Here is a 22,046-nt window from a genome sequence, read left to right on the forward strand (position 1 = left end):
CTCTGTGTGGCCGGAGAAGACGAGCACGGGGACGAGCGTGGGGATGAGAACGGGGACGCGGCGAGACGCGGGGGCCGACGGCGAGGGCTGCTGAAAGCCGCCGGTGTCGCGCTCGCCGGCGTCCTCGTGCTTTCCGCCGCCGGGGCGGGCTGGGCCTACTGGCATCTGAACCGCAACATCAAGAGCGTGGACATCAACAGCGCGCTGGGCGACAACCGCCCGGCGAAGGTGGTCTCGACCCCGTCGGCATCGGCGTCGGCCTCCGCCGCCCCTCTCCCCAGTGGGGCCCTGAACATCCTGGTCCTCGGCTCCGACTCGCGCAGCGGCGAGGAGAACGCGGCACTCGGCGGCGGCAACAGCTCGGGTGCCCGCTCGGACACGGCGATGGTCGTCCACATCGACGAGGGCCGCACCGAGGCGACGGTGGTGAGCATCCCCCGGGACACCCTGGTGACCCGCCCGTCGTGCCCGACCTCGTCCGGGGGGACGACCTCGGTGTCGTACAACGCGATGTTCAACAGCGCGTACTCGGTCGGCGGCCCGGTCTGTGCGGTGAAGACCGTCGAGTCCATGACGGACGTGCGCATGGACCACGTCATCGAAATCGACTTCTCGGGCTTCGCCGACCTGGTGGACGCGCTCGGCGGCGTCACGGTCACGACGGACGAGGACATCGACGACGACGACAGCCACCTGACCCTGAAGGCGGGCACGCACCACCTGGACGGCACCCAGGCGCTGGCCCTCGCCCGTACCCGCCATGGCATAGGCGACGGCAGCGACCTCGGCCGCATAGGCCTCCAGCAGAAGCTGGTGAAGGCGCTGCTGGAGCAGATCTCCTCGACGTCCCTCCTGACCAGCCCCACCAAGCTCTACAAGGTCGCCGACGCGGTCACCGGCAGCCTGACGACGGACACGGGTCTCGACTCGCTGGGCGAGCTGATGAAACTCGGCCAGAGTCTCAAGTCGCTGTCCTCGGACGAGGTGAAGACGGTCATGATGCCGGTGGTGACGGCTCCCTCGAATCCCAACCGGGTGGTGGCGGACGAGCCGGAGGCGAGCGAGCTGTGGGCTTCGCTCAAGTGACCCGGTACGTCAACAGGTAACGCCAGAAGAGGAGTTGGCGCACGGTGGAGCCCGGCAGCAGTCGGGCCGCCTCGCGCCGGACGTCGGCGAGTGACATCTCCGGCTGCCGTACGGGCGCCCGGACCGGCGCCGGTCCGGCCCCGCGCAGCCGCTCGGCCGTGGACACCCCGGCCCGCGCGACGGCGTTGGCGGGCACGGCAGCGATGTCCCACCAGGTGATCCCGGCGTAGCAGCCCAGCACCAGCAGCACCCCGCCGGGCGCGAGCGCGTCCCGCAGCCTGGTCACGGTGCCGAAGGGCATGTGATGCAGGCTCACGCATTTCCTTTGGCTTCCGTAGTGATGTGTCGCCCGTCGGCGTCGTGACGTGTGTCCAGCATCAGTGCTGGTGTCGTGTGTGAGTGCGTAGATCGAATGCGTGACCTTTTCGTGGGGGTGTCGTTGATCGGATGACAGCATCGCGGGCGGGGAGGGGGCATCGGTGGGCCGGAGGCTGCCGCTCGGTGAGGGCGAGACGGCCCGCACTGCCTGTGCCCGTGGTCTGCTGCGGGCGGGCGTGGTGGAGAAGACGGGCGAGATGCTGTCGGTTGCTGTGCTGGCGGAGCGTGTCGGCTGGTGCGTGGATCTTGTGTCCCACATGGCCGATGCGCTGACCAGTGAGCACTGGAAGACCAGTGATGTGGAGGTGCTGGCCTCGGGCGAGGACGTCGGGGGCCGCAAGCTGCCGTCGAATGCGTGGATGGCGCTGCGGCGTCTGGGCTGGACTGCCGAACCCCCGGAGGGCGTCCGGGTCAATGACCGCATCGTGCGTATGGCTCAGGAGCAGGCTGGGCGTGCTCTGCGGTCGGTGAAGTGGCGCGCTGATCTGACCGCTGGGGTTCTCGCGACGTGGCCCGCCGACCCGGCGAAACGTGATGCCGGTGAGTGGGACGCGGTGCGCGATGCGGTCCCTGGCGGGGCATTTCTGCCGTCGAGCATCATCAAGTCCCGCACCCGGCAAGCTGCTGCCTTCCAGCGGAAACACGGGCGGCTCCCTGTCACTGTGTTCGAACTGGAGGCCGTGCCGCGGACTGCCCGGATGCTGCTGCTGTCGGCGTGTGACGGGCAGCAGGCCACCATCGAACGGCACGAGAGCGATCCGCGCCGGGCCTTGCTGCGGTTGCAGCTGCCCACCCGCCCCGACCCGCGCACCTACGGGGACTGGACATGGGTTGCCTGCCCGATCTCGCTGCCGCCGACGATCCCGGCCGGTGCGGTGCTGCACCTGCCCACCCTGCGCATCCACCAGGGCCGGGTACGGGCTGATCTTGCCTACACTCACCCGGTGCCGAAGGCCCGGCGCACCGGGCACACGGTCGCCCTCGGCGTGGACTGGGGCCTGAACACCCTGCTGTCCGCCGGGGCCGTCCGGCGAAGCGACGACGGGCGTATCACCGCCCTCGGGTCCGGGGCCATGTTCCGCACCGCCGGGGTCCTGGCGAAACAGCACCGCCTGCGCCGTCTGTCGGAGCACCTGCACGCCAAGGCCGACCACTACCAGCGGCTCACCGGCAACGACACCGAACACCCGATGGCGGCCAGACACGCCGTACTGGCCGAAGAAATCCGCCACGTCAGCGACCGCCGGTCGAACCTCAACGACGCTCTGGCCCGGGCTGCCGCCCGCTGGGCTGTGGATCAGGCCATCGCCGCCGGGGCGGCCGTGATCTATGTCGAAGACCTCCGCTCGATGGAAGCGCTCGGCATGGGCCGCGCGATGAACACTCGCCTTTCCCAGCAGGTGCGCGGGCAGATCGTGGACCGGATGCGGCACCTGGCCGCCGAGGCCGGTATTGCCGTCGTGACGGTCCCAGCGAAGAACACCTCCAAGCACTGCCCCCAGTGCCTCACACCGCTGCGGCATTGCAAGGCCCCCGACCGCCCGACCGCCCAGGGCTGGAAGTGGGCCATCTGCGGCTCGTGCGGCTACCAGGGCGACCGCGACACGGGCGCATGGAAGCGCATCGCGGCACGCGGTCTGACTCACCAGGCGAAGACCGTGACCGACCGCGCCAGCGGTGCCACGGCCATCCGCTCAGTAGTCGAAAAGCTCGAAGCCAACGCCGTGGTCACCCCGGCCACCACGCAGACCAGCCGATGGGCCCGGTCCAAGACCGGGCCCACCCGGCCCCGTTCCACACGCCCCGCGCCCAGGCGACGCAGGGCACCCTCCCCCACCGGCCCCTCGGGTCCGGCGGGCAAGCGTCCGGAGGGACACGCACCAACGGGCCGGACCCGGCTGCCCCGCGCAGCCCACCGGCACCAGGGCGTGACGACGATCAGCACACCCACCACAGCCGGTCATCGGCCACGAGGAACAGCGCTGGGAGCGGGATTCCACCTGCACGCCCACGCCACCCCTCCACGGTGGGCAGAATCCATACAAGACACTACGTCTTGCATGGGATCGCTGAGCTGATCAGAGACGCTCGCCAGGCAGGTGATGGCGTCGTAGTGCCCCTTCGGCAGCGCGGCGGAGGCGATGTCGGTACGCCGGAACCGGGGGCCTCCGCCGATCCGTTCCGCCGCGGCTATCACCTCCGCGGACGGGTCGACCGCGTCGACGCGTAGCCGCGTGCGGCTCTTCGGCAAGTTGCGCAGGAGCAGACAGTGGTAGTGGTCGTTGTGGTCGAAGGGCATGGGCGGGACCCTGCCACACCGTTCGCCCGCACGGTGCCGGTGACTTGAGCTTCGGGGGGGGCGGGATTCGAGACTCTTTTTGTAAGGAAGGTGGCTCAACCCACCCACTCTCCCTTGTCGGCGACCGAAGTGCCGCCCGGGCCAGGGGAGATGACTTTGGTCGCCAAGCTGCCGCCCCCGCCGCCGCGTTACGAGGTCGTCTGCACGGCCTGCGGTGAGCCGAGCGACAGTCAGGGGCTGCGGGGCGGGCTGTGCGAGGGGTGCTGGGGCGCGCGGGCGGGTCTCGCGGCCGATCGGGTGCACGCCCATGCCGGCCAAGTGCGCGCCGCCCTGCGCACAGGGGCACGTACGGAGAAAGGAAGAGACGCATGACGACCTTGCAGCACGGGCCGCCCGTAACCGGGGCAGGATGGAGGGGAGGAGGCGACGCCATGACCCCCATGACATCCGACCGGCCCCAGATGCTCGTCGAGGAATTCGAGGAGCTCGCCCGTCACGCGCCCGAGTCGGCGCGGCTGGAATTTCTGAACGGAAAGATCGGGGTCAAGCCCATGCCCGACGGCAATCACGGTGAGATCGTCGCCTGGCTCCTCAAGCGGTGCATGCAGCACCGGCCTGAGCTGTTCCTCTATCCGGAGCAAGGTCTCAAGGTCGAGGCCTACCGCAAGGGGCGAGCCAAGCCGGACGGGTCTCTGGCGCCTGAGGAGTACTTCGTCGGAAAAGGCGAGTGGGCCGAGCCGAACGGCGTCCTGATGGTCGTCGAGGTCACCTCCCACGACCGCGACGCCGACAAGCGCGACCGGATCGAAAAGCCCGACGGCTACGCGGCCGCAGGCATCCCGGTCTATCTCCTCGTCGACCGGGACACGGACAGCGTGACCGTGTACGCCGATCCCGAGGGCGGCGCCTACCGCTCTCTCACCGCGCGTGCGTTCGGCTCGGTGATCGAACTGCCCGATCCCGTCGGCTTCACCCTGGACACCGAGAAGCTGAAGGACTTCGCCGACTGAGCCGCCCGAAATTCTTGCCAAGAAATACTTGCCAAGAAATCTGCAGACGGTGTCGAAACCGGTGTCTCCCGTTCGACGCAGGGGTGAGAGGCCAGGACAAGCCCGGCCTCCGGGACCCAAGAGACCCGAGGAGTCACCATGCCCCGCTACCTGTCGCTCATCCAGATCGACGAGAACACCGCGCCCGCCGAGGGCCCCAGCCCCGAGCTGATTCAGCGGATGGGGGAGCTGCTGGAAGAAATCACCAAGGCGGGGGTCATGCTCGACAACGCCGGGTTGACGCCGTCCGCTCAGGGCAAGCGGGTGCACTGGGCGGGCGGGCAGCTGTCCGTCACCGACGGGCCCTTCACCGAGTCCAAGGAGGTCGTCGGCGGCTACGCGCTCATGCAGTGCAAGGACATGGCCGAGGCCATCGAGTGGACCAAGCGGTTCCTGAAGGTGCATGAGGAGCACTGGACGGTGACCTGCGAGGTGCGGGAGATCGCGGAGGGCTGAGCGGAGGACTGAGCGGAGGGCCCGGCGGTTCTTGGCCTGTGCCCGCCGCGGGTGTCTGATGGTGGGCTGTGGAACAGCAGCCCACCGCCGACCCGCGCGGAGCCATCGAAACCGTCTTCCGGATCGAGTCGCCCCGCATCATCGCCGGCGTCACCCGCATCGTCCGTGACGTGGGTATCGCCGAGGAACTCGCCCAGGATGCCCTGGTCGCGGCCCTGGAGCAGTGGCCGCGGGACGGCGTCCCGGACAACCCGGGCGCCTGGCTCATGGCCACGGCCAAACACCGCGCGATCGACCTCGTACGCCGCCGGGAGCGCTACGCCCGCAAGCTGGAGGAGGTCGGACGGGACCTTTCCCTGTCCACCCCGCACCACGTCGACGAACCCGCCGACCCCGACGCCATCGACGACGACCTCCTCCGCCTCGTCTTCACCGCCTGCCACCCCGTTCTCTCCGCCGAAGCCCGCATCGCGCTCACGCTGCGCCTCCTCGGCGGCCTGACCACCCCCGAGATCGCCCGGGCCTACCTCGCTCCGGAGCCGACCATCGCCCAGCGCATCGTGCGCGCCAAGCGGACGCTGGCGACGAGGGGGGTCGCCTTCGAGGTTCCGTACGGCCCGGAGCGCGAGGCCCGTCTCGGGTCTGTACTCGAAGTCATTTATTTGATCTTCAACGAGGGGTACGCGGCCACGGCGGGCGACGACCTGCTGCGCCCCGCCCTGTGCGAGGACGCCCTGCGACTGGCCCGGGTGCTCGCCGAGTTGATGCCGAAGGAGTCCGAAGTGCATGGGCTGGTGGCCCTGTTGGAGCTCCAAAGCTCCCGCGCTGCCGCCCGCACCGGCCCGTCCGGCGAACCGGTCCTTCTCAAGGACCAGAACCGCAGCCGCTGGAACCGCCTGCTGATCCGCCGCGGATTCGCCGCTCTCGCCCGCGCGAACGCCGTCAGCACCGGCGTCCCCGGCCCGTACGCCCTCCAGGCCGCCATCGCCGCCTGCCACGCCCAGGCGTACGCGTACGAGGACACGGACTGGCACCAGATCGCCACCCTGTACGGCCTGCTGGTGACCCGCTCCCCTTCCCCCGTCATCGAACTGAACCGCGCCGTCGCCGTCTCCATGGCCGACGGCCCGGAACCCGCCCTCGCCATCGTTGACACCCTGGCCACCGAACCCGCCCTGCGCGACTACCACTTGCTGCCCAGCGTGCGCGGCGACCTGCTCGCCCGTCTCGGGCGTACGGCGGAGGCGCGGGCCGAGTTCGAGCGGGCCGCGCTCCTCGCCCGTAACGCCCGCGAACGCGCGCTACTTGAGGAACGGGCGGTGGGTCTCGACCGACCGGCCGCCGAAGGCCCGGCCGGGACTGCCGCCGTCAGGTGCGGACGCGCAGGCCCTCGCTCGGGAGGTCAGTGATCCTTGGCGGCGGCGGCGCGACGCTGCCGTTTACCGAGGGGGGCCTGGGAGAGGTCCTCGGCCTGGGACCGGAGGTTCTTGTAGCCGTAGCCGCGTTCGGTCAGCCACGCTTCCGCGGCGGCTTCGGCGCGTTCGGTCGCCTCCAGGATGTCCTCCTCGGCCTCTCCGGAGTCCAGGAACCGGAAGGTGAAGGCGGTCCGGGCGGCGAGGTCGTAACTGAGGTGCCCCTCGGGGGTGAAGGCCGCGCGCAGTATGTCGTGCGCCGGCGCGCGGTTCACGAGTTCAGCGCGTTGCTCGGTGCTGAGTCCGTCGAAGACGCCGCGGACCATGATGCGGAAGGTGCGAGAGCTCATCCGTGGACCCTAATCAGGGGGACCGGGGCGGTTCCACCGTATTTCGGGCGGCAGCCCCGTCCGGTTCCGTCGCCGAGGGTGGTGAATCCCGGCCTATGCCGGGTGCCCGATCAGCATCGTCGGCGCCCCCGCCACCCGGGTCAGGAAGACGGTGGCCGAGTGGGGGCCGTGGGGCTTGACCTTCTTGCGCAACTCCTCCGGCTCCACGGCCGAACCCCGCTTCTTCACGGTCAGGATGCCGACCTCCCGCTCCCGCAGCAGTGCCTTCAACTTCTTGACGCTGAAGCGGAGTTGATCGGTGATCTCGTATGCGGCGGCGTACGGTGTCGCGCGCAGTTCGTCCGCCGTGATGTACGCGATGGTCTCGTCGATGAGTCCTCCGTCCAACTCCTCGGCGACCTCCGCCACCAGATGGGCCCGGATGACGGCGCCGTCGGGCTCGTACAGGTAACGCCCGACCGGTCGGACGGAAGGATCCGGCAGCCGACGTCCCCGCAGTACTCGCGGCCCCGGCAGCAGGGTGGCCCGGACCAGGCCCGGCTCCGTGCCGAACCACAGCACCGCCTCCTTCACGTCTCCGCCGTCCGAGATCCATTCGGCCTCCGCCTCGGCGGGGACGGCCTCGTGGGGAATGCCGGGGGCGATCTTGAGGGCGGCGAGCGGGGCCTTCAGGGCCGTTCCGATCGCCCATGACAGCGGTGGCGAGTACGCCTCGGGGTCGAAGATCCGGCCCCGGCCGCCGCGCCGCGCGGGGTCCACGAAGACCGCGTCGTACGGCGACGTGTCGACCTCCGTGACATCCGCCTCGCGCACCTCGATCAGGTCCGCGAGGCCCAGCGCGTCCGCGTTCGCGCGGGCCGCCGCCACCGTCAGGGGGTCGTGGTCCACGGCGAGGACCCGGATCCCGGCGCGGGCGAGCGCGATCGCGTCGCCGCCGATGCCGGAGCAGAGGTCGGCGACGGTACGGACGCCCAGTTCCGCGAAGCGTCGCGCACGGTGCGTGGCGACCGTCGTACGGGTCGACTGTTCGACCCCGTTGGGGGTGAAGAACATCCGTTCCGCGTCCTCGGGCCCGAACTTCGCCGCCGCCCGCTGCCGCAGCCGCGCCTGCGTGAGCGCCGCCGAGACCAGCTCGGCCGGGTGCTCGCGGCGCAGCCGGGTGGCGACGGCGAGCTCCTGGGCCGGTTCGGTGCCGCGCACCTCGTCGAGCAGGGCGCGGCCCTCGGGGGTGAGGAGAGAGGCGAAGGAGAGGTCGTTCACCGGCCCATTGTGGGCCTATGCGGGCCACTGGGGGCCAACCGGGCCGGTGTGGGCCAGTCGGTGGACGGTGCGCTTTCGATCGCGGTGTCGGGGCCGCCGTACGGGCCAAGGCCTGGAAGGATCCGGCACCATGCGACTAGTACGACAAAATGACAAAAACCGCACGAAGCAGGCTGCTGTGTGGAGTGGGATCGCCGTACTCGCCGTCGCCTCCCTCACGTCCGGCTGCGCCGACGGTGACGGTCAGCAGGCACTGCACGCGCCCGAGGCGCGCGCCCTCGACGCGTACGCCGCCAAACTGCGCCAGGCGCACGCGCAACGCGTCGCCGCGGCCGAGCGCTGGGGGCTGGCCGGGACCCCGCTGACCGCGCCGCCCGCCCCGGCCAGGAAACCGGTCATCAAGGCCCGCGAGGGATTCGAGGTCACGGGCCAGGAAAAGTTCGACCTGCCACCGGTCTTCACCACCGTCCCCACCAAGGACAAGGTCATCTTCCTCACCATCGACGACGGCGAGGAGAAGGACCCGGAGTTCCTGCGGATGATGAGCGACCTGAAGATTCCGTACACCGCCTTCCTCAGCAACTACCTGATCAAGGACGACTACGGGTACTTCCGGAAGATGCGCGACCGGGGCGTCGGCCTCAACAATCACACGCTGCACCACTCCTATCTGCCCGGACTGTCGTACAAGGAACAGAAGTACGAGATCTGCGGCATGCAGACGGTGATGAAGAAACAGTTCGGCAAGCGCCCCAAGCTCTTCCGGCCGCCCTACGGCAACTACAACAGGGACACCCTGCGCGCCGCCAAGTCCTGCGGCATCAAGTACGCCCCGATCTGGGCCGAGGAGGTCTACGTCGATCACTGGGAGTACCGCGAGTGGGACCAGAAACTGCACCCCGGCGACATCGTCCTCACCCACTTCCGGGGCACGGGGGAGTGGGGCGGCGCGATGGCCGACATGATCCGCCGGTTCCTGAAGAAGGTCACCGACAAGGGGTACGCGGTGGCGCGACTGGAGGACTACCTGTGAGGACGTGGGCGTTGGCCGCCGGGGCGCTCGCCGCCGCACTCCTGGCCGGGAGCGCCGGCTGCGCCCAGTCCGTCGATCCGATCGAGCGGCTGGGCAAGAAGGCCGCTCAGGAGGTGCGTGAGGCGCGGCCGCACGGGCCGACCCGGGCGACGTACCGTCGCTGGGGGTTGTCGGGCCCGTTCGCCCCCGCGCCGAAACCGCCCGCCCGGACCGTCCTCCGCGCGGCGGGGCCGGGGCTGGTGCCGGTCGTGGGCCGCGTTCCCACCCGCGACAAGGTGGTCTTCCTGACGTACGACGACGGCGCCGAGCGCGATCCGCGGTTCGTCGACATGGTTCGTGAACTGCGGCTGCCGGTCAGCATGTTCCTCACGGACAGTGTCGTCGGGCCGGGGTACGGGCACTTCGCGCGCCTGCGGGCGGTCGGCGCGAGCGTGCAGAACCACACCCTCGACCACGCCTCGCTGCGCGGCCTGCCGTACGCGGGCCAGCGGGCCGAGATCTGCGGCCAGCAGGACAAGCTCAAGGCACGCTTCGGCATCCGCCCCCGGCTCTTCCGGCCCCCGTACGGCACGTACGACACCACCACGCTGCGCGCCGCCGCCGACTGCGGGGTCGCGGCCGTCGTGCTGGGGCGGGAGGCCGACGAGGGACGGCTGCGGGCGGGCGACATCCTGTCCGGGTTCGACGATCCCGACCTCGCGGAGGCGACGACCCGGCTGCTCCGGCGCATCCAGGCGGAGGGGTTCACACCGGCGCGGCTGGAGGACTATCTCTGAGGCGAGTGGAGGACTGCCCGAGACGCCCGCTGGCGCACCGGGCGAACCCGGCGAACCGGGCGAGGTTTTTCCGTGTTGTGAGCGCCGCGTTGGCACTCCGCTTGACCGAGTGCTAATCGCGGTCATAGTCTCAGGTCTGGCACTCCCCCCTGGAGAGTGCCAATAGCGACGGGCAGGTCCGGCACCCGCGACGACGGATCGACCTGGTCGCAACCTCAGACAGTTCACCCCGTGAGATCTCCGAAGGGGGAGGTCGGATCGTGACGACCGCCAGCTCCAAGGTTGCCATCAAGCCGCTCGAGGACCGCATTGTGGTCCAGCCGCTCGACGCCGAGCAGACCACGGCCTCTGGCCTGGTCATCCCGGACACCGCGAAGGAGAAGCCCCAGGAGGGCGTCGTCCTTGCCGTGGGCCCGGGTCGCTTCGAGGACGGTAACCGTCTTCCGCTCGACGTCACCGTCGGCGATGTCGTGCTGTACAGCAAGTACGGCGGCACCGAGGTGAAGTACAACGGCGAGGAGTACCTCGTCCTCTCGGCTCGCGACGTGCTCGCGATCATCGAGAAGTAATTCACCCCAGTTTTGCAGTGAGCTGCGCCCCTGACCCCCGCGACCTTCAACAAGCCGGGCGCCGGGGGCGCAGTTCGTTCTCCCAAGATTTCCGAGAGGGCTGAATCGCTCCCATGGCGAAGATCCTGAAGTTCGACGAGGACGCCCGTCGCGCCCTCGAGCGCGGCGTCAACAAGCTTGCCGACACGGTCAAGGTGACGATCGGCCCCAAGGGCCGCAACGTCGTCATCGACAAGAAGTTCGGCGCCCCCACCATCACCAACGACGGTGTCACCATCGCCCGCGAGGTCGAGCTCGACGACCCGTACGAGAACCTCGGCGCCCAGCTGGTGAAGGAGGTGGCGACCAAGACCAACGACATCGCGGGTGACGGTACGACCACCGCCACCGTGCTGGCCCAGGCGCTCGTCCGCGAGGGCCTGAAGAACGTCGCCGCGGGTGCCTCCCCGGCGCTGCTCAAGAAGGGCATCGACGCCGCGGTCAAGGCCGTGTCCGAGGAACTCCTCGCGACCGCCCGCCCGATCGACGAGAAGTCCGACATCGCCGCCGTCGCCGCGCTGTCCGCCCAGGACCCGCAGGTCGGCGAGCTCATCGCCGAGGCGATGGACAAGGTCGGCAAGGACGGTGTCATCACCGTCGAGGAGTCCAACACCTTCGGCCTGGAGCTGGACTTCACCGAGGGCATGGCCTTCGACAAGGGCTACCTGTCGCCGTACATGGTGTCCGACCAGGAGCGTATGGAGGCCGTCCTCGACGACCCGTACATCCTCATCCACCAGGGCAAGATCAGCTCCATCCAGGACCTGCTGCCGCTGCTGGAGAAGGTCATCCAGGCCAACGCCTCCAAGCCGCTGCTGATCATCGCCGAGGACGTCGAGGGCGAGGCCCTGTCGACCCTGGTCGTGAACAAGATCCGCGGCACCTTCAACGCCGTGGCCGTCAAGGCCCCGGGCTTCGGTGACCGCCGCAAGGCGATGCTGGGCGACCTCGCCACCCTCACCGGTGGTCAGGTCATCGCCGAAGAGGTCGGCCTCAAGCTCGACCAGGTCGGCCTGGACGTGCTGGGCACCGCCCGCCGCGTGACGGTCACCAAGGACGACACCACGGTCGTCGACGGTGGCGGCGACCACGAGGCCGTCGTGGGCCGCGTCAACCAGATCAAGGCCGAGATCGAGAACACCGACTCCGACTGGGACCGCGAGAAGCTCCAGGAGCGCCTCGCGAAGCTGGCCGGCGGCGTGTGCGTGATCAAGGTCGGCGCCGCCACCGAGGTCGAGCTCAAGGAGAAGAAGCACCGTCTGGAGGACGCCATCTCCGCGACCCGCGCCGCGGTCGAGGAGGGCATCGTCTCCGGTGGTGGCTCCGCGCTCGTCCACGCCGTGAAGATCCTCGAGGGCAACCTCGGCAAGACCGGCGACGAGGCCACGGGTGTCGCGGTCGTCCGCCGCGCCGCCGTCGAGCCGCTGCGCTGGATCGCCGAGAACGCCGGCCTGGAGGGTTACGTCATCACCTCCAAGGTCGCCGAGCTCGACAAGGGCCAGGGCTTCAACGCCGCCACCGGCGAGTACGGCGACCTGGTCAAGGCCGGCGTCATCGACCCGGTCAAGGTCACCCGCTCCGCCCTGGAGAACGCCGCGTCCATCGCCTCCCTGCTGCTCACGACCGAGACCCTGGTCGTCGAGAAGCCGGCCGAGGAAGAGGCCGACGCCGGTCACGGCCACGGCCACGGGCACGCCCACTGAGTCACCGACTCCTGAAGAAGCCCCCGTTCCGCAGGGAACGGGGGCTTCTCCCGTACGAGCCTGAGCCACACAGGCCCCTAGTGTCTGTCGTTTGGATCACACCCAAACGACAGACACTAGTTCTCCAGCGCGTCCAGCGCCCCGAGTTGACCCATCAGTCCCAGTCGGTCGTACTGCCACCAGCCCTCGACGATCTTCCCGTCCTCGCCGCACCGGAAGATGGTCGTCCCGGTTATGGTGGCCTGCCTGCCGGTCGACAGAATGCCCAGGAAGTCGCCCGTGTGGGTGCCGTTCCAGGTCCACCGCGTGCAGACACGGTCTCCCTCGGCGATCTGGTCCTCGACGGTGAACGTGAAGTCGAACGCGCGGCGCCACATCTCGATCTCGCGGCACATCGCGTCGAGGCCGAGGTTGTCCTGCTCGTTGGCGGGATCGTGGTCGTGGTAGTTCTCCGCGAGCAGGCTGTTGAGCGGCGGCAGTTCACCCTGGACGGCCACCGTCTCGAAGAATCTGCGGATGTTCGCCGCGTAGAGCTGCTCATCACGGACCACGTCCAGGTCGGTGAACGTGGGCATCTCGTCGCAGAGCGCCACCATCTCCCGGAAGATCTTGTCGGTCTCGGGGAGATTCGAGTTCCGCATCGCCTCGTCGAACGAGGTGAACTCCACGATCTCTATGAAGTGGCTCGCGTCGGACCGGTCCTTGCCGATGATGTTGTGTGTCGCGGTCCGCTTGCCCTTGGTCTGATCGGCCCATGTGTCCATGAGCCGGTTCATCTCATCGAAACGGCTGGTCTTGCAGTCGATGAGCTGCACAAATGTCATGACGCCGCCTCCCGGCCCCCCTGGGTCCGGCTGATGCGTCCATTTTCCCACTGGGACGGCGGCGTCACCGCTTCTAGCTGCGGCTTCCTGCTGTGGTTTCCTGCGGTGGTCTCTTACCGCGGTTTCTTGCTGCGGCCCGTACTTCTACTGCGGCCCGTACTTCCGCCCGGTCTTCGACGTGATCCCGCCCAGCAGCGCCCGCGGCGTCACCTTCACCACGCCCATGAGCGCCTTGTAGCGGGCGTCGGGGATGGACAGCGTCTTGCCGCGGGCCAGGTCCGCGAGCGCCGTCGCGACCAGCTTGTCCGCGTCGAGCCACATCCAGTTCGGGATGTTGTCCGTGCCCATGCCGGCCCGCTGGTGGAACTCGGTGCGCACGAAGCCGGGGGCCAGCGCCATCAGCCGTACGCCGGTGCCCGCCAGGTCCTTCGCCGCGCCCTGCGTGAACTGCACGACCCACGCCTTGGACGCCCCGTAGGTGCCCCGCGGCACGAACGCGGCCACCGACGCGACGTTGACGACTCCGCCCCGGCCGCGCTCCCGCATGCCCCCGGCCGCCGCCGACGTCAGCCGCAGCACCGCCTCGCAGTGCACCTTGAGCATCATCAGCTCGTCGGCCATCGATACGTCGAGGTAGTGGCCCTTGTTGCCGAAGCCCGCGTTGTTGATCAGCAGGTCGACCGGGTTCTTGCGGTCGCTCAGCCGCGTGGCCACCGCCTCGATACCCGCGTCGGTCGCCAGGTCCGCCGTCAGTACCTCCGCCTCGATGCCGTGGCGGTCGTGCAGTTCGGTCGCCTGCTCGCCCAGTCGCGCGGTGTCGCGCGCCACCAGCACGAGGTTGTGCCCGTCAGCCGCCAGGCGCCGCGCGAAGGCGGCGCCGATGCCCGCGGTCGATCCCGTAATCAGAGCCGTTGTCATGGCCCAAGGCTAGTGACCTGACCAGGGGTACCGCGCCCTCCACCACCCAACGACAGACCATGCTCCACGAGTTCCCCGCATGCACCGACACGGTCGCCGCACGGGCTCCACCCAGGCAACGACGTGGCCCTCGCGCGTGTTCCGGGGCGGGGTGCCGCGGCCGTCGCACGTGGGCCGGGCAAGCGCGCCGCACTCACCGGGATCCGCCGGACAGGCCCTAACGGCCCTGCTGCGCCACGTACTTCTCCGCCGCCGCGCGCGACTCCGGGTGTAGTGCCTCGCCCGCGGCCAACAGCCGTGACAACAGCTCCCGTTCGGTCGTGACGGCGCGGAACTGGAGTGTGACCGTCACGTCGTGGTCCGGTCGGTGCACGACCTCGATCGGGTCGCCCGCCCGGATCTCGCCCGGCTCGATCACCCGCAGATACGCGCCGGGCGCGCCCTTCTGGGTGAACCGCTTCACCCAGCCCCGCTCGCCGACATGCCCCTGGAAGGTACTGCAGGGGATGCGCCCGCAGGTGACCTCCAGGACCACTTCGGAGCCGACGCGCCAGCGCTCGCCTATCAGCGCGCCGGACACGTCGAGCCCCTCCGTGGTGAGGTTCTCACCGAACATGCCGTTGGACAGCGGCCGGCCGAGCTCGCGCTCCCAGTCGTCGAGGTCCTCGCGGGCGACCGCGTACACGGCCTGGTCGTTCCCGCCGTGGTGGCGCTTGTCGCACACCGTGTCCCCGGCCACCCCGCTCGCGCCGACCCCCTTGGGCCCGGGTGCCTCCACCCGCACCGGCCCGCTCACCGGCTGCTTGTCGATGCCGGTCACACCGCCCACGGCCTTGTCCGTGTAGGGGACGGCTTTCGGACGGCCCAGGTTCAGAGACAGAAGCTTCATGGCAGCACGCTAGGCGATGCGGGCCAAAGCGTCGACGAGGTATTCGCCTCCGTATCCAAGACTCGCTTATGCCCGCCTATCCTCGAAGGATGATCGAGGCCCGTCATCTCCGTGTACTGCGCGCCGTCGCCGCCACCGGCTCCTTCTCGGCGGCGGGACGAGAGCTGGGCTGCACCCAGCCCGCCGTGAGTCAGCAGATGAAGGCGCTCGAGTCGTCCGTCGGCACCCCGCTGCTGATCCGCACCGGCCGGGAGATGCGCCTGACGCAGGCGGGCGAGGCACTGGTGCGGCACGCGGCGGGCATCATCGCGGGACTGGCCGCGGCGGAGGAGGAGGTCGCCGCGATCGCGGGCCTGCGCGCGGGCCGGGTGCGGCTCGTCTCCTTTCCCAGCGGCAGCTCCACCCTCGTCCCCACGGCCCTCGCCGCCCTGCGCGCCCTGCACCCCGGCACCCGGGTCTCGCTGGAGGAGGCCGAGCCGCCCGAGTCCGTCGAGAAGCTCCGAGGCGGCGACTGCGACCTCGCGCTCGCGTTCCGGTACGAAGGCGCGGCGGGTGTCGAGGAGTGGGACGACCTCGTCGTCCGGCCCCTGCTGACGGACCGGCTCGTCGGGCTGGTCCCCGAGGGGCACCGCCTCGCCCGGGCGACGTCGGTCGCGATCGGCGAACTCGCCGGGGACCCGTGGATCGCGGGCTGTCCGCGCTGCCGCGGGCAACTGGTCGAGGTATGCCGCGGCGCGGGTTTCGTACCCCGCATCGACTTCGCCACCGACGACTATCCGGCCGTGGTCGGACTGGTGGGTGCGGGTCTGGGGGTCGCCGTCCTGCCGGAGCTCGCGATCGAGTCCGTACGTCCCAAAGGGGCTCGCACCGTGACCGTGGAGCCGCCGGTGCGGCGGGAGATCGTCGCGCTCACGCTGCCGGACCTGGCCCAGGTACCGGCGGTGGCAGCGACGCTGGAGCAGCTGGCGAGGGCGGCGGCACGCTGACGGGCGGGCTCCGCGCCAACAGGCTGATGGGCGGGGGCCGCGCCAAAAGCAGGGGCACTAGTACGCGCCCGAATGAAGAAACGTTCCTTTAGTTGTTCGAAGCGGAACCGCTGCCGTTGGTCGACGCCGCCACCAGGCGGTTGCGCGCCCGCCCCATGAGTTCTTCGCGCTCGTCCTCGGTCAGCCCGCCCCATACGCCGTACGGTTCGCGCACTGCCAGCGCGTGAGCCGCGCACTGCGCGCGCACCGGGCATCTCATGCAGACCTCTTTGGCCGAGTTCTCGCGAGCGCTCCGTGCCGCACCGCGCTCGCCCTCCGGGTGGAAGAAGAGCGAGCTGTCGACCCCGCGGCAGGCCGCGAGGAGCTGCCAGTCCCAGAGGTCCGCGTTCGGACCGGGAAGGCGGGAGAAATCTGCCATTGCGTGTCCCCTTGGTGCCGTTCTGGGCTGCTATGTGCCCATCGACCGTACATCTACGATCTAAGGAGATGAAAATATGACTCATTGCGAATCTAGCCGCAGACACCAGCAAATGGGAAGAAAACCGGCCGAATGGGGCATGGGTTGTGATGAAACGTTGAGGGTCCGTCGTGCATGTCTGCACCGTGTCCGCCCCCTCACGTAGAGTGCCGAAGACGACCGCCTGGCCCGTAACTCTTTCGAGTGACCATCGTTGAGAGTGCCGAGGCGGTTGAAGGAACAAGCGCTCGGGCAGGCGGCAGTTTCCGTCGGCGAGTGTCAACCGCACAGGTGACGATTCGTACCCAGCCTGGAGGCTCAAGGTGACGCGCATCAGCTGCGGAGGGCGGCCATGACATCCGTCCTCGTCTGCGACGACTCCCCGCTTGCCCGAGAGGCGCTCCGTCGTGCGGTGGCGACCGTGCCCGGCGTCGAGCGTGTGACGACGGCGGCCAACGGCGAGGAAGTCCTCCGCCGCTGGGGAGCCGACCGCTCGGACCTGATTCTGATGGACGTACGCATGCCCGGTCTGGGCGGCGTCGAGACCGTCCGGCGGCTGCTGTCCGCCGACCCCGGTGCGCGCATCATCATGCTCACCGTCGCCGAGGACCTGGACGGCGTGGCGCTCGCCGTCGCCGCCGGTGCCCGCGGCTATCTGCACAAGGACGCCTCACGCGCGGAGCTGCGCGCGACCGTGACCCAGGCGCTCGCCGACCCCACCTGGCGGCTCGCCCCGCGCAGACTGCGGTCGGCCGAAATGGGCGCGGCGCCGACGCTCACAGCGCGTGAGATCCAGGTGCTGGAAGGCATGAGCCACGGCCGGTCGAACGCGGAGATCGGGCGCGAGCTGTTCCTCTCCGAGGACACCGTCAAGACGCACGCCCGGCGGCTCTTCAAGAAGCTCGGCGCCTCGGACCGCGCGCACGCCGTGGCGCTCGGTTTCCGGTGGGGCCTGGTTCGCTAGGTGAGCCGTCGCGGGGGTACGACGAACCCCGCCTACCGCATGGTGGGTGGGGAAGGCAAGGGGCTCCGTCGGGTGTCTGCTGCTCGTTTCGCCGCGGATGCCGCATCCTTGAGGTGTGGAGTCTCTCGGGGACAAGTCGGTCGAGCGGAAGGGGAGGGCGCAGGAGATGAGTTCCGGCGCACCTGCTCATAACGCTTCGGTGCACAACTATGGACGCGGTGCCACGGACAGGACGACGCCAAGGCACCATGGACCGATGCGTGACGACGAGACGACGGTGATCGGTGCGCTCGTCCATCGCGCGGTCGACGGCGACGAGCAGGCCACGCACGATCTGCTCGCCCGCGTACACCCACTGGCGTTCCGCTACTGCCGTACCCGTCTGTCCCGGCTTCCGGGGGGCGCGCGGCACTTCGTGGAGGACCTGGCGCAGGAGGTCTGCGTCGCGGTGCTCCTGGCGCTGCCGCGCTACAAGGACACCGGACGCCCCTTCGAGGCGTTCGTGTTCGCCATCGCCGCACACAAGGTCGCCGACCTGCAGCGTGCGGCGATGCGCCACCCCGGTGCGACGGCCGTGCCCTCGGACGAGATGCCCGAGCGCCCCGACGACTCCCTCGGCCCCGAGGAGCGCGCCCTGCTCAGCAGCGACGCCGAGTGGGCCAAGAAGCTCCTGGCCAACCTTCCCGAAAATCAGCGCGAGCTGCTCCTCCTGAGGATCGCGGTGGGCCTCACGGCCGAGGAGACGGGCCAGATGTTGGGAATGTCACCAGGAGCGGTACGAGTGGCTCAGCACAGGGCGCTGAGCCGGCTGCGCGCGCTGGCGGAGCAGTAGTCGGGGCTTCGCCGGGTCGGCCTTCTTCTCGGTGTCGTCCCGGCGAGCGGTCTCTCAGGGGCCGGGTTTCCGGCCCACAGGTGAACGGCGCCGCCGTTCCCCCCGTACGAACCTATGAAACCTCCGGCGCCCGAACCGTGGAATGAGACAGCCCTGCTTCCCGTTAGCATGGACATCCGCACCGTTCAAGGCCATTTGGGGAAGGTGTCATGACTGCCAACGTCGACGGAGTGCCCGCCAAATTCGCGACACTCGGGCTGACCTACGACGACGTGCTGCTGCTGCCGGGCGCATCCGAGGTGCTGCCCAACGCGGTCGACACCTCGTCCCGCATCTCCCGCAACGTACGCGTGAACATCCCGCTGCTCTCGGCTGCGATGGACAAGGTGACCGAGTCGCGCATGGCGATCGCCATGGCCCGGCAGGGCGGCGTCGGTGTACTGCACCGCAACCTCTCCATCGAGGACCAGGTCAACCAGGTCGACCTGGTGAAGCGCTCCGAGTCCGGCATGGTCACCGACCCGATCACGGTGCACCCGGACGCGACGCTGGGTGAGGCCGACGCACTGTGTGCCAAGTTCCGCATCAGCGGCGTGCCCGTCACCGACGGTAACGGCAAGCTGCTCGGCATCGTCACCAACCGTGACATGGCCTTCGAGACCGACCGCTCGCGCCAGGTGCGCGAAGTCATGACGCCGATGCCCCTGGTCACCGGCAAGGTCGGCATCTCCGGCACCGACGCCATGGAACTGCTGCGCCGCCACAAGATCGAGAAGCTTCCGCTGGTCGACGACGCGGGTGTCCTCAAGGGCCTGATCACGGTCAAGGACTTCGTGAAGGCCGAGAAGTATCCGACCGCCGCGAAGGACGCGGAGGGCCGCCTGCTGGTGGGTGCCGCCGTCGGCGCCAGCCCCGAGGCGCTGGAGCGGGCTCAGGCGCTGGCCGAGGCCGGGGTGGACTTCCTGATCGTCGACACCTCGCACGGGCACAACAGTAACGCCCTCAACTGGATGGCGAAGATCAAGTCGAGCGTGCACGTCGACGTGATCGGCGGCAACGTCGCCACCCGTGACGGCGCCCAGGCATTGATCGACGCCGGCGTCGACGGCGTCAAGGTGGGCGTGGGACCCGGCTCGATCTGTACCACCCGTGTGGTCGCCGGCATCGGCGTCCCGCAGGTCACCGCCATCTACGAAGCGGCCCTCGCGGCCCGCGCCGCGGGTGTCCCGGTGATCGGCGACGGTGGTCTGCAGTACTCCGGCGACATCGGCAAGGCGCTGGCCGCCGGTGCTGACACGGTGATGCTCGGCAGCCTCCTCGCGGGCTGCGAGGAGTCGCCCGGCGAACTGCTCTTCATCAACGGCAAGCAGTTCAAGTCGTACCGCGGCATGGGCTCCCTCGGCGCCATGCAGTCCCGTGGCCAGGGCAGGTCGTACTCGAAGGACCGCTACTTCCAGGCGGACGTGGCATCCGACGACAAGCTGGTCCCCGAGGGCATCGAGGGCCAGGTGCCCTACCGCGGCCCGCTGGCCAACGTGCTGCACCAACTCGTCGGGGGCCTGCGCCAGACCATGGGGTACGTGGGCGCCGCCACCATCGACGAGATGGAGTCCAAGGGCCGCTTCGTGCGCATCACCTCCGCGGGCCTCAAGGAGAGCCACCCGCACGACATCCAGATGACGGTCGAGGCACCGAACTACAGCCGTAACAAGTAGTCACCGGTAGTCACAAGACTCGCGACGGGCGGTCCCGGAGGTTCCGGGGCCGCCCTTGTCGTAGGCGTCGGGGATACTGGGAGGCGCAGAAGCGAAGAGGGAAAGGCCAACACGTGACTGAGATCGAGATCGGGCGCGGCAAGCGCGGCCGTCGGGCGTACGCCTTTGATGACATCGCCGTCGTCCCGAGCCGCCGTACGCGGGACCCGAAGGAGGTCTCGATCGCCTGGCAGATCGACGCCTACCGCTTCGAGCTGCCCTTCCTGGCCGCCCCGATGGACTCGGTCGTCTCCCCGGCCACCGCGATCCGCATCGGAGAGCTGGGCGGCCTGGGCGTGCTCAACCTCGAAGGCCTGTGGACCAGGTACGAGGACCCGCAGCCGCTGCTCGACGAGATCGCCGAGCTGGACGCGGACACCGCGACCCGCCGCCTCCAGGAGATCTACGCCGCTCCCATCAAGGAGGAGCTGATCGGGCAGCGCATCAAGGAGGTGCGCGACTCGGGCGTGGTCACCGCCGCGGCCCTGTCCCCGCAGCGCACGGCGCAGTTCTCCAAGGCCGTCGTGGACGCGGGCGTGGACATCTTCGTCATCCGCGGTACGACGGTGTCGGCGGAGCACGTCTCGGGCGCCTCCGAGCCGCTGAACCTGAAGCAGTTCATCTACGAGCTGGACGTTCCGGTCATCGTCGGTGGCTGTGCCACGTACACAGCGGCCCTGCACCTGATGCGTACGGGCGCGGCCGGTGTCCTGGTCGGCTTCGGCGGCGGCGCCGCGCACACCACGCGCAACGTGCTGGGCATCCAGGTCCCGATGGCCACGGCTGTCGCGGACGTCGCCGCGGCCCGCCGCGACTACATGGACGAGTCCGGCGGCCGGTATGTGCACGTCATCGCGGACGGCGGTGTGGGCTGGTCCGGCGACCTGCCCAAGGCCATCGCCTGCGGGGCCGACTCCGTGATGATGGGCTCCCCGCTGGCCCGTGCCACGGACGCGCCCGGCAAGGGTCACCACTGGGGCATGGAGGCGGTCAACGAGGAGCTGCCGCGCGGCAAGAAGGTCGACCTCGGCACGGTGGGCACCATCGAGGAGATCCTCACCGGTCCCTCGCACATCCCGGACGGCTCCATGAACATCTTCGGAGCCCTCCGCCGCGCCATGGCCACCACCGGCTACAGCGAGCTCAAGGAGTTCCAGCGCGTCGAGGTGACGGTCGCGGACTCGCAGCACAAGAGGTAGTGCCCACGGCGTGAGGGGCCCGGATCACCTGGAGGTGAGTCGGGCCCCTTCGCCATGACCGGCACCGGGTTACGCGGCGGCCTTCTTCGCGCCCGAGAAGGCGGCGAAGGCGCCGAAGGCGAGGAAGAGGAAGGTCATGACGTCGGCCTCCTCCTTCCAGCCCGAGGTCAGCACGTTGAAGTTGTCGAAGAAGATGGTGGTGAGGGAGAGGCCGGTCTCGTCGGCCGCCCACACCGCCATGCCGATGAGCTGTCCCAGGTAGACCGCGCCCAGGGAGAGGATCGCGCTCACGACGGGCAGGGCGGGGTTGCTGCCACCGATCTTGCCCGCGGCGAGGCCGGTGAGGAAGCCGACGGCGACCGCGGCGTAGCCGATCTCGTACTCCGTCTTGCCGATGATCGTGCCGTAGATCCCGGCGGTGACGAGGGCCACGACGACGGCGGCGACGATGCCGAGGGCGATGTTGTCGCGGCGCGGCGCGGGGGGTGCCGGAGGTGCGAATCCGGGCTGCTGTCCCTGTCCCGCGAACGGGTTGCCCTGCGGCGGCTGGGCGGCGTACGGGTTGCCGCCCGAGGGCTGCTCGGCGGCGTACGGGTTGCCGTCCGACGGCTGGGGCTGGGGCTGGGGCTGGGGCTGGGACGGTGGCGTGGACTGGCTCATGACGGAGATCCCCCGAAGAAGTGTGGATGCGGGCGCACTGGTGTGCGACAGCGGCCCGCACATTAGCAGTCGGCACCGACATCCAGGCGAGGGATTTCTGGAGAGGGATCCTGACAGTTATTCGTAGTTGTTCGCGGTCATTGTTGTTCGCGG

General features: G+C 69.5%; 22 protein-coding genes. 14 read left to right on the forward strand and 8 right to left on the reverse strand.

Annotated elements, in window-relative coordinates:
• Positions 1-6 precede the first annotated feature (6 nt).
• On the forward strand, positions 7-1,086 hold the full coding sequence (locus AB0D57_RS01095; RefSeq protein ID WP_362065558.1) for an LCP family protein: 1,080 nt from the start codon (positions 7-9) through the stop codon (positions 1,084-1,086).
• Here AB0D57_RS01095 and AB0D57_RS01100 read toward each other — a convergent pair.
• Positions 1,079-1,402 carry a hypothetical protein gene (locus AB0D57_RS01100; RefSeq protein WP_362065561.1) on the reverse strand — a complete coding sequence of 108 codons (324 nt, stop codon included), beginning with the start codon at positions 1,400-1,402 and terminating at the stop codon, positions 1,079-1,081. The two genes, AB0D57_RS01095 and AB0D57_RS01100, sit on opposite strands and share 8 nt — an antisense overlap.
• A 163-nt stretch (positions 1,403-1,565) precedes the next feature.
• On the opposite strand from AB0D57_RS01100, the gene AB0D57_RS01105 reads away from it, so the two are divergent.
• From AB0D57_RS01105 to AB0D57_RS01120, 4 genes are all read left to right on the forward strand, one after another.
• A complete protein-coding gene (locus AB0D57_RS01105) occupies positions 1,566-3,542 on the forward strand; it encodes a zinc ribbon domain-containing protein (protein WP_362065564.1) in 1,977 nt (658 codons plus the stop codon).
• Between the two features lie 652 nt (positions 3,543-4,194).
• Positions 4,195-4,773, forward strand: coding sequence for a Uma2 family endonuclease (locus AB0D57_RS01110; protein WP_362065567.1), 579 nt, complete (start codon positions 4,195-4,197; stop codon positions 4,771-4,773).
• A 138-nt stretch (positions 4,774-4,911) separates the two neighbouring features.
• Positions 4,912-5,268: a YciI family protein gene (locus AB0D57_RS01115; RefSeq protein WP_362065570.1), complete on the forward strand. Its 357-nt coding sequence runs from the start codon at positions 4,912-4,914 to the stop codon at positions 5,266-5,268.
• Positions 5,269-5,336: 68 nt separating this feature from the next.
• Positions 5,337-6,677, forward strand: a complete 1,341-nt coding sequence (locus AB0D57_RS01120; protein WP_362065573.1) for an RNA polymerase sigma factor — start codon at positions 5,337-5,339, stop codon at positions 6,675-6,677.
• Here AB0D57_RS01120 and AB0D57_RS01125 read toward each other — a convergent pair.
• Both AB0D57_RS01125 and AB0D57_RS01130 read right to left on the reverse strand, forming a co-directional pair.
• Positions 6,671-7,030 (reverse strand): DUF6204 family protein, encoded by a 360-nt coding sequence (locus AB0D57_RS01125; protein ID WP_362065577.1) that lies wholly within the window; start codon positions 7,028-7,030, stop codon positions 6,671-6,673. The two genes, AB0D57_RS01120 and AB0D57_RS01125, sit on opposite strands and share 7 nt — an antisense overlap.
• A gap of 93 nt (positions 7,031-7,123) precedes the next feature.
• Complete coding sequence (locus AB0D57_RS01130; protein WP_362065580.1) at positions 7,124-8,290, reverse strand: methyltransferase domain-containing protein; 1,167 nt, start codon at positions 8,288-8,290, stop codon at positions 7,124-7,126.
• Between the two features lie 130 nt (positions 8,291-8,420).
• On the opposite strand from AB0D57_RS01130, the gene AB0D57_RS01135 reads away from it, so the two are divergent.
• From AB0D57_RS01135 to groL, 4 genes are all read left to right on the forward strand, one after another.
• Positions 8,421-9,323, forward strand: coding sequence for a polysaccharide deacetylase family protein (locus AB0D57_RS01135; protein ID WP_362065583.1), 903 nt, complete (start codon positions 8,421-8,423; stop codon positions 9,321-9,323).
• Positions 9,320-10,099 (forward strand): polysaccharide deacetylase family protein, encoded by a 780-nt coding sequence (locus tag AB0D57_RS01140; protein WP_362065586.1) that lies wholly within the window; start codon positions 9,320-9,322, stop codon positions 10,097-10,099. Before AB0D57_RS01135 ends, AB0D57_RS01140 begins: the two co-directional genes overlap by 4 nt.
• A gap of 260 nt (positions 10,100-10,359) precedes the next feature.
• On the forward strand, positions 10,360-10,668 hold the full coding sequence (groES, locus tag AB0D57_RS01145; RefSeq protein ID WP_077796719.1) for a co-chaperone GroES: 309 nt from the start codon (positions 10,360-10,362) through the stop codon (positions 10,666-10,668).
• Between the two features lie 113 nt (positions 10,669-10,781).
• Positions 10,782-12,410 carry a chaperonin GroEL gene (groL, locus tag AB0D57_RS01150; RefSeq protein ID WP_362065590.1) on the forward strand — a complete coding sequence of 543 codons (1,629 nt, stop codon included), beginning with the start codon at positions 10,782-10,784 and terminating at the stop codon, positions 12,408-12,410.
• Between the two features lie 116 nt (positions 12,411-12,526).
• Here the strand turns inward: groL and AB0D57_RS01155 are convergent, their stop codons facing one another.
• The 3 genes from AB0D57_RS01155 to AB0D57_RS01165 all read right to left on the reverse strand — a co-directional run bounded on the left by AB0D57_RS01155 (position 12,527) and on the right by AB0D57_RS01165 (position 15,041).
• On the reverse strand, positions 12,527-13,234 hold the full coding sequence (locus AB0D57_RS01155; protein ID WP_362065593.1) for an ester cyclase: 708 nt from the start codon (positions 13,232-13,234) through the stop codon (positions 12,527-12,529).
• A gap of 144 nt (positions 13,235-13,378) precedes the next feature.
• A complete protein-coding gene (locus AB0D57_RS01160; protein WP_362065596.1) occupies positions 13,379-14,152 on the reverse strand; it encodes an SDR family NAD(P)-dependent oxidoreductase in 774 nt (257 codons plus the stop codon).
• Positions 14,153-14,369: 217 nt separating this feature from the next.
• Positions 14,370-15,041 carry an MOSC domain-containing protein gene (locus AB0D57_RS01165; protein WP_362065599.1) on the reverse strand — a complete coding sequence of 224 codons (672 nt, stop codon included), beginning with the start codon at positions 15,039-15,041 and terminating at the stop codon, positions 14,370-14,372.
• 89 nt (positions 15,042-15,130) lie between these two features.
• On the opposite strand from AB0D57_RS01165, the gene AB0D57_RS01170 reads away from it, so the two are divergent.
• On the forward strand, positions 15,131-16,027 hold the full coding sequence (locus tag AB0D57_RS01170) for a LysR family transcriptional regulator (protein ID WP_362065602.1): 897 nt from the start codon (positions 15,131-15,133) through the stop codon (positions 16,025-16,027).
• 88 nt (positions 16,028-16,115) lie between these two features.
• Here the strand turns inward: AB0D57_RS01170 and AB0D57_RS01175 are convergent, their stop codons facing one another.
• Entirely contained in the window at positions 16,116-16,445 is a 330-nt protein-coding gene (locus AB0D57_RS01175; protein ID WP_362065605.1) for a WhiB family transcriptional regulator, read from the reverse strand.
• A 391-nt stretch (positions 16,446-16,836) separates the two neighbouring features.
• Here AB0D57_RS01175 and AB0D57_RS01180 point away from each other — a divergent pair, with 391 nt between their 5' ends.
• The 4 genes from AB0D57_RS01180 (at position 16,837) to AB0D57_RS01195 (ending at position 21,233) form a co-directional block, all read left to right on the forward strand.
• The gene (locus tag AB0D57_RS01180; protein WP_003948568.1) at positions 16,837-17,448 is read left to right on the forward strand and encodes a response regulator transcription factor; all 612 of its coding nucleotides are present in this window, start codon (positions 16,837-16,839) and stop codon (positions 17,446-17,448) included.
• Between the two features lie 256 nt (positions 17,449-17,704).
• Positions 17,705-18,280: a sigma-70 family RNA polymerase sigma factor gene (locus tag AB0D57_RS01185; protein ID WP_362065608.1), complete on the forward strand. Its 576-nt coding sequence runs from the start codon at positions 17,705-17,707 to the stop codon at positions 18,278-18,280.
• 209 nt (positions 18,281-18,489) lie between these two features.
• Positions 18,490-19,995 (forward strand): IMP dehydrogenase, encoded by a 1,506-nt coding sequence (guaB, locus tag AB0D57_RS01190; RefSeq protein WP_362065611.1) that lies wholly within the window; start codon positions 18,490-18,492, stop codon positions 19,993-19,995.
• Positions 19,996-20,108: 113 nt separating this feature from the next.
• The gene (locus tag AB0D57_RS01195) at positions 20,109-21,233 is read left to right on the forward strand and encodes a GuaB3 family IMP dehydrogenase-related protein (RefSeq protein ID WP_362065614.1); all 1,125 of its coding nucleotides are present in this window, start codon (positions 20,109-20,111) and stop codon (positions 21,231-21,233) included.
• 69 nt (positions 21,234-21,302) lie between these two features.
• Here the strand turns inward: AB0D57_RS01195 and AB0D57_RS01200 are convergent, their stop codons facing one another.
• A complete protein-coding gene (locus tag AB0D57_RS01200; RefSeq protein WP_362065617.1) occupies positions 21,303-21,893 on the reverse strand; it encodes a hypothetical protein in 591 nt (196 codons plus the stop codon).
• Positions 21,894-22,046 lie beyond the last annotated feature (153 nt).

Origin of the sequence: Streptomyces sp. NPDC048275 (assembly GCF_040652275.1) — a bacterium.
Lineage (GTDB): Bacteria > Actinomycetota > Actinomycetes > Streptomycetales > Streptomycetaceae > Streptomyces.

Excerpts from the sequence above, each read along its gene's own strand:
- AB0D57_RS01180 (WP_003948568.1), top strand. The coding sequence starts at position 16,837 with ATGACATCCGTCCTCGTCTGCGACGACTCCCCGCTTGCCCGAGAGGCG.
- groL (WP_362065590.1), top strand. The coding sequence starts at position 10,782 with ATGGCGAAGATCCTGAAGTTCGACGAGGACGCCCGTCGCGCCCTCGAG.
- AB0D57_RS01165 (WP_362065599.1), bottom strand. The coding sequence starts at position 15,041 with ATGAAGCTTCTGTCTCTGAACCTGGGCCGTCCGAAAGCCGTCCCCTAC.
- AB0D57_RS01185 (WP_362065608.1), top strand. The coding sequence starts at position 17,705 with ATGCGTGACGACGAGACGACGGTGATCGGTGCGCTCGTCCATCGCGCG.
- guaB (WP_362065611.1), top strand. The coding sequence starts at position 18,490 with ATGACTGCCAACGTCGACGGAGTGCCCGCCAAATTCGCGACACTCGGG.
- AB0D57_RS01175 (WP_362065605.1), bottom strand. The coding sequence starts at position 16,445 with ATGGCAGATTTCTCCCGCCTTCCCGGTCCGAACGCGGACCTCTGGGAC.
- AB0D57_RS01125 (WP_362065577.1), bottom strand. The coding sequence starts at position 7,030 with ATGAGCTCTCGCACCTTCCGCATCATGGTCCGCGGCGTCTTCGACGGA.
- AB0D57_RS01135 (WP_362065583.1), top strand. The coding sequence starts at position 8,421 with ATGCGACTAGTACGACAAAATGACAAAAACCGCACGAAGCAGGCTGCT.
- AB0D57_RS01110 (WP_362065567.1), top strand. The coding sequence starts at position 4,195 with ATGACCCCCATGACATCCGACCGGCCCCAGATGCTCGTCGAGGAATTC.
- AB0D57_RS01155 (WP_362065593.1), bottom strand. The coding sequence starts at position 13,234 with ATGACATTTGTGCAGCTCATCGACTGCAAGACCAGCCGTTTCGATGAG.
- AB0D57_RS01200 (WP_362065617.1), bottom strand. The coding sequence starts at position 21,893 with ATGAGCCAGTCCACGCCACCGTCCCAGCCCCAGCCCCAGCCCCAGCCC.
- AB0D57_RS01170 (WP_362065602.1), top strand. The coding sequence starts at position 15,131 with ATGATCGAGGCCCGTCATCTCCGTGTACTGCGCGCCGTCGCCGCCACC.
- AB0D57_RS01115 (WP_362065570.1), top strand. The coding sequence starts at position 4,912 with ATGCCCCGCTACCTGTCGCTCATCCAGATCGACGAGAACACCGCGCCC.
- AB0D57_RS01160 (WP_362065596.1), bottom strand. The coding sequence starts at position 14,152 with ATGACAACGGCTCTGATTACGGGATCGACCGCGGGCATCGGCGCCGCC.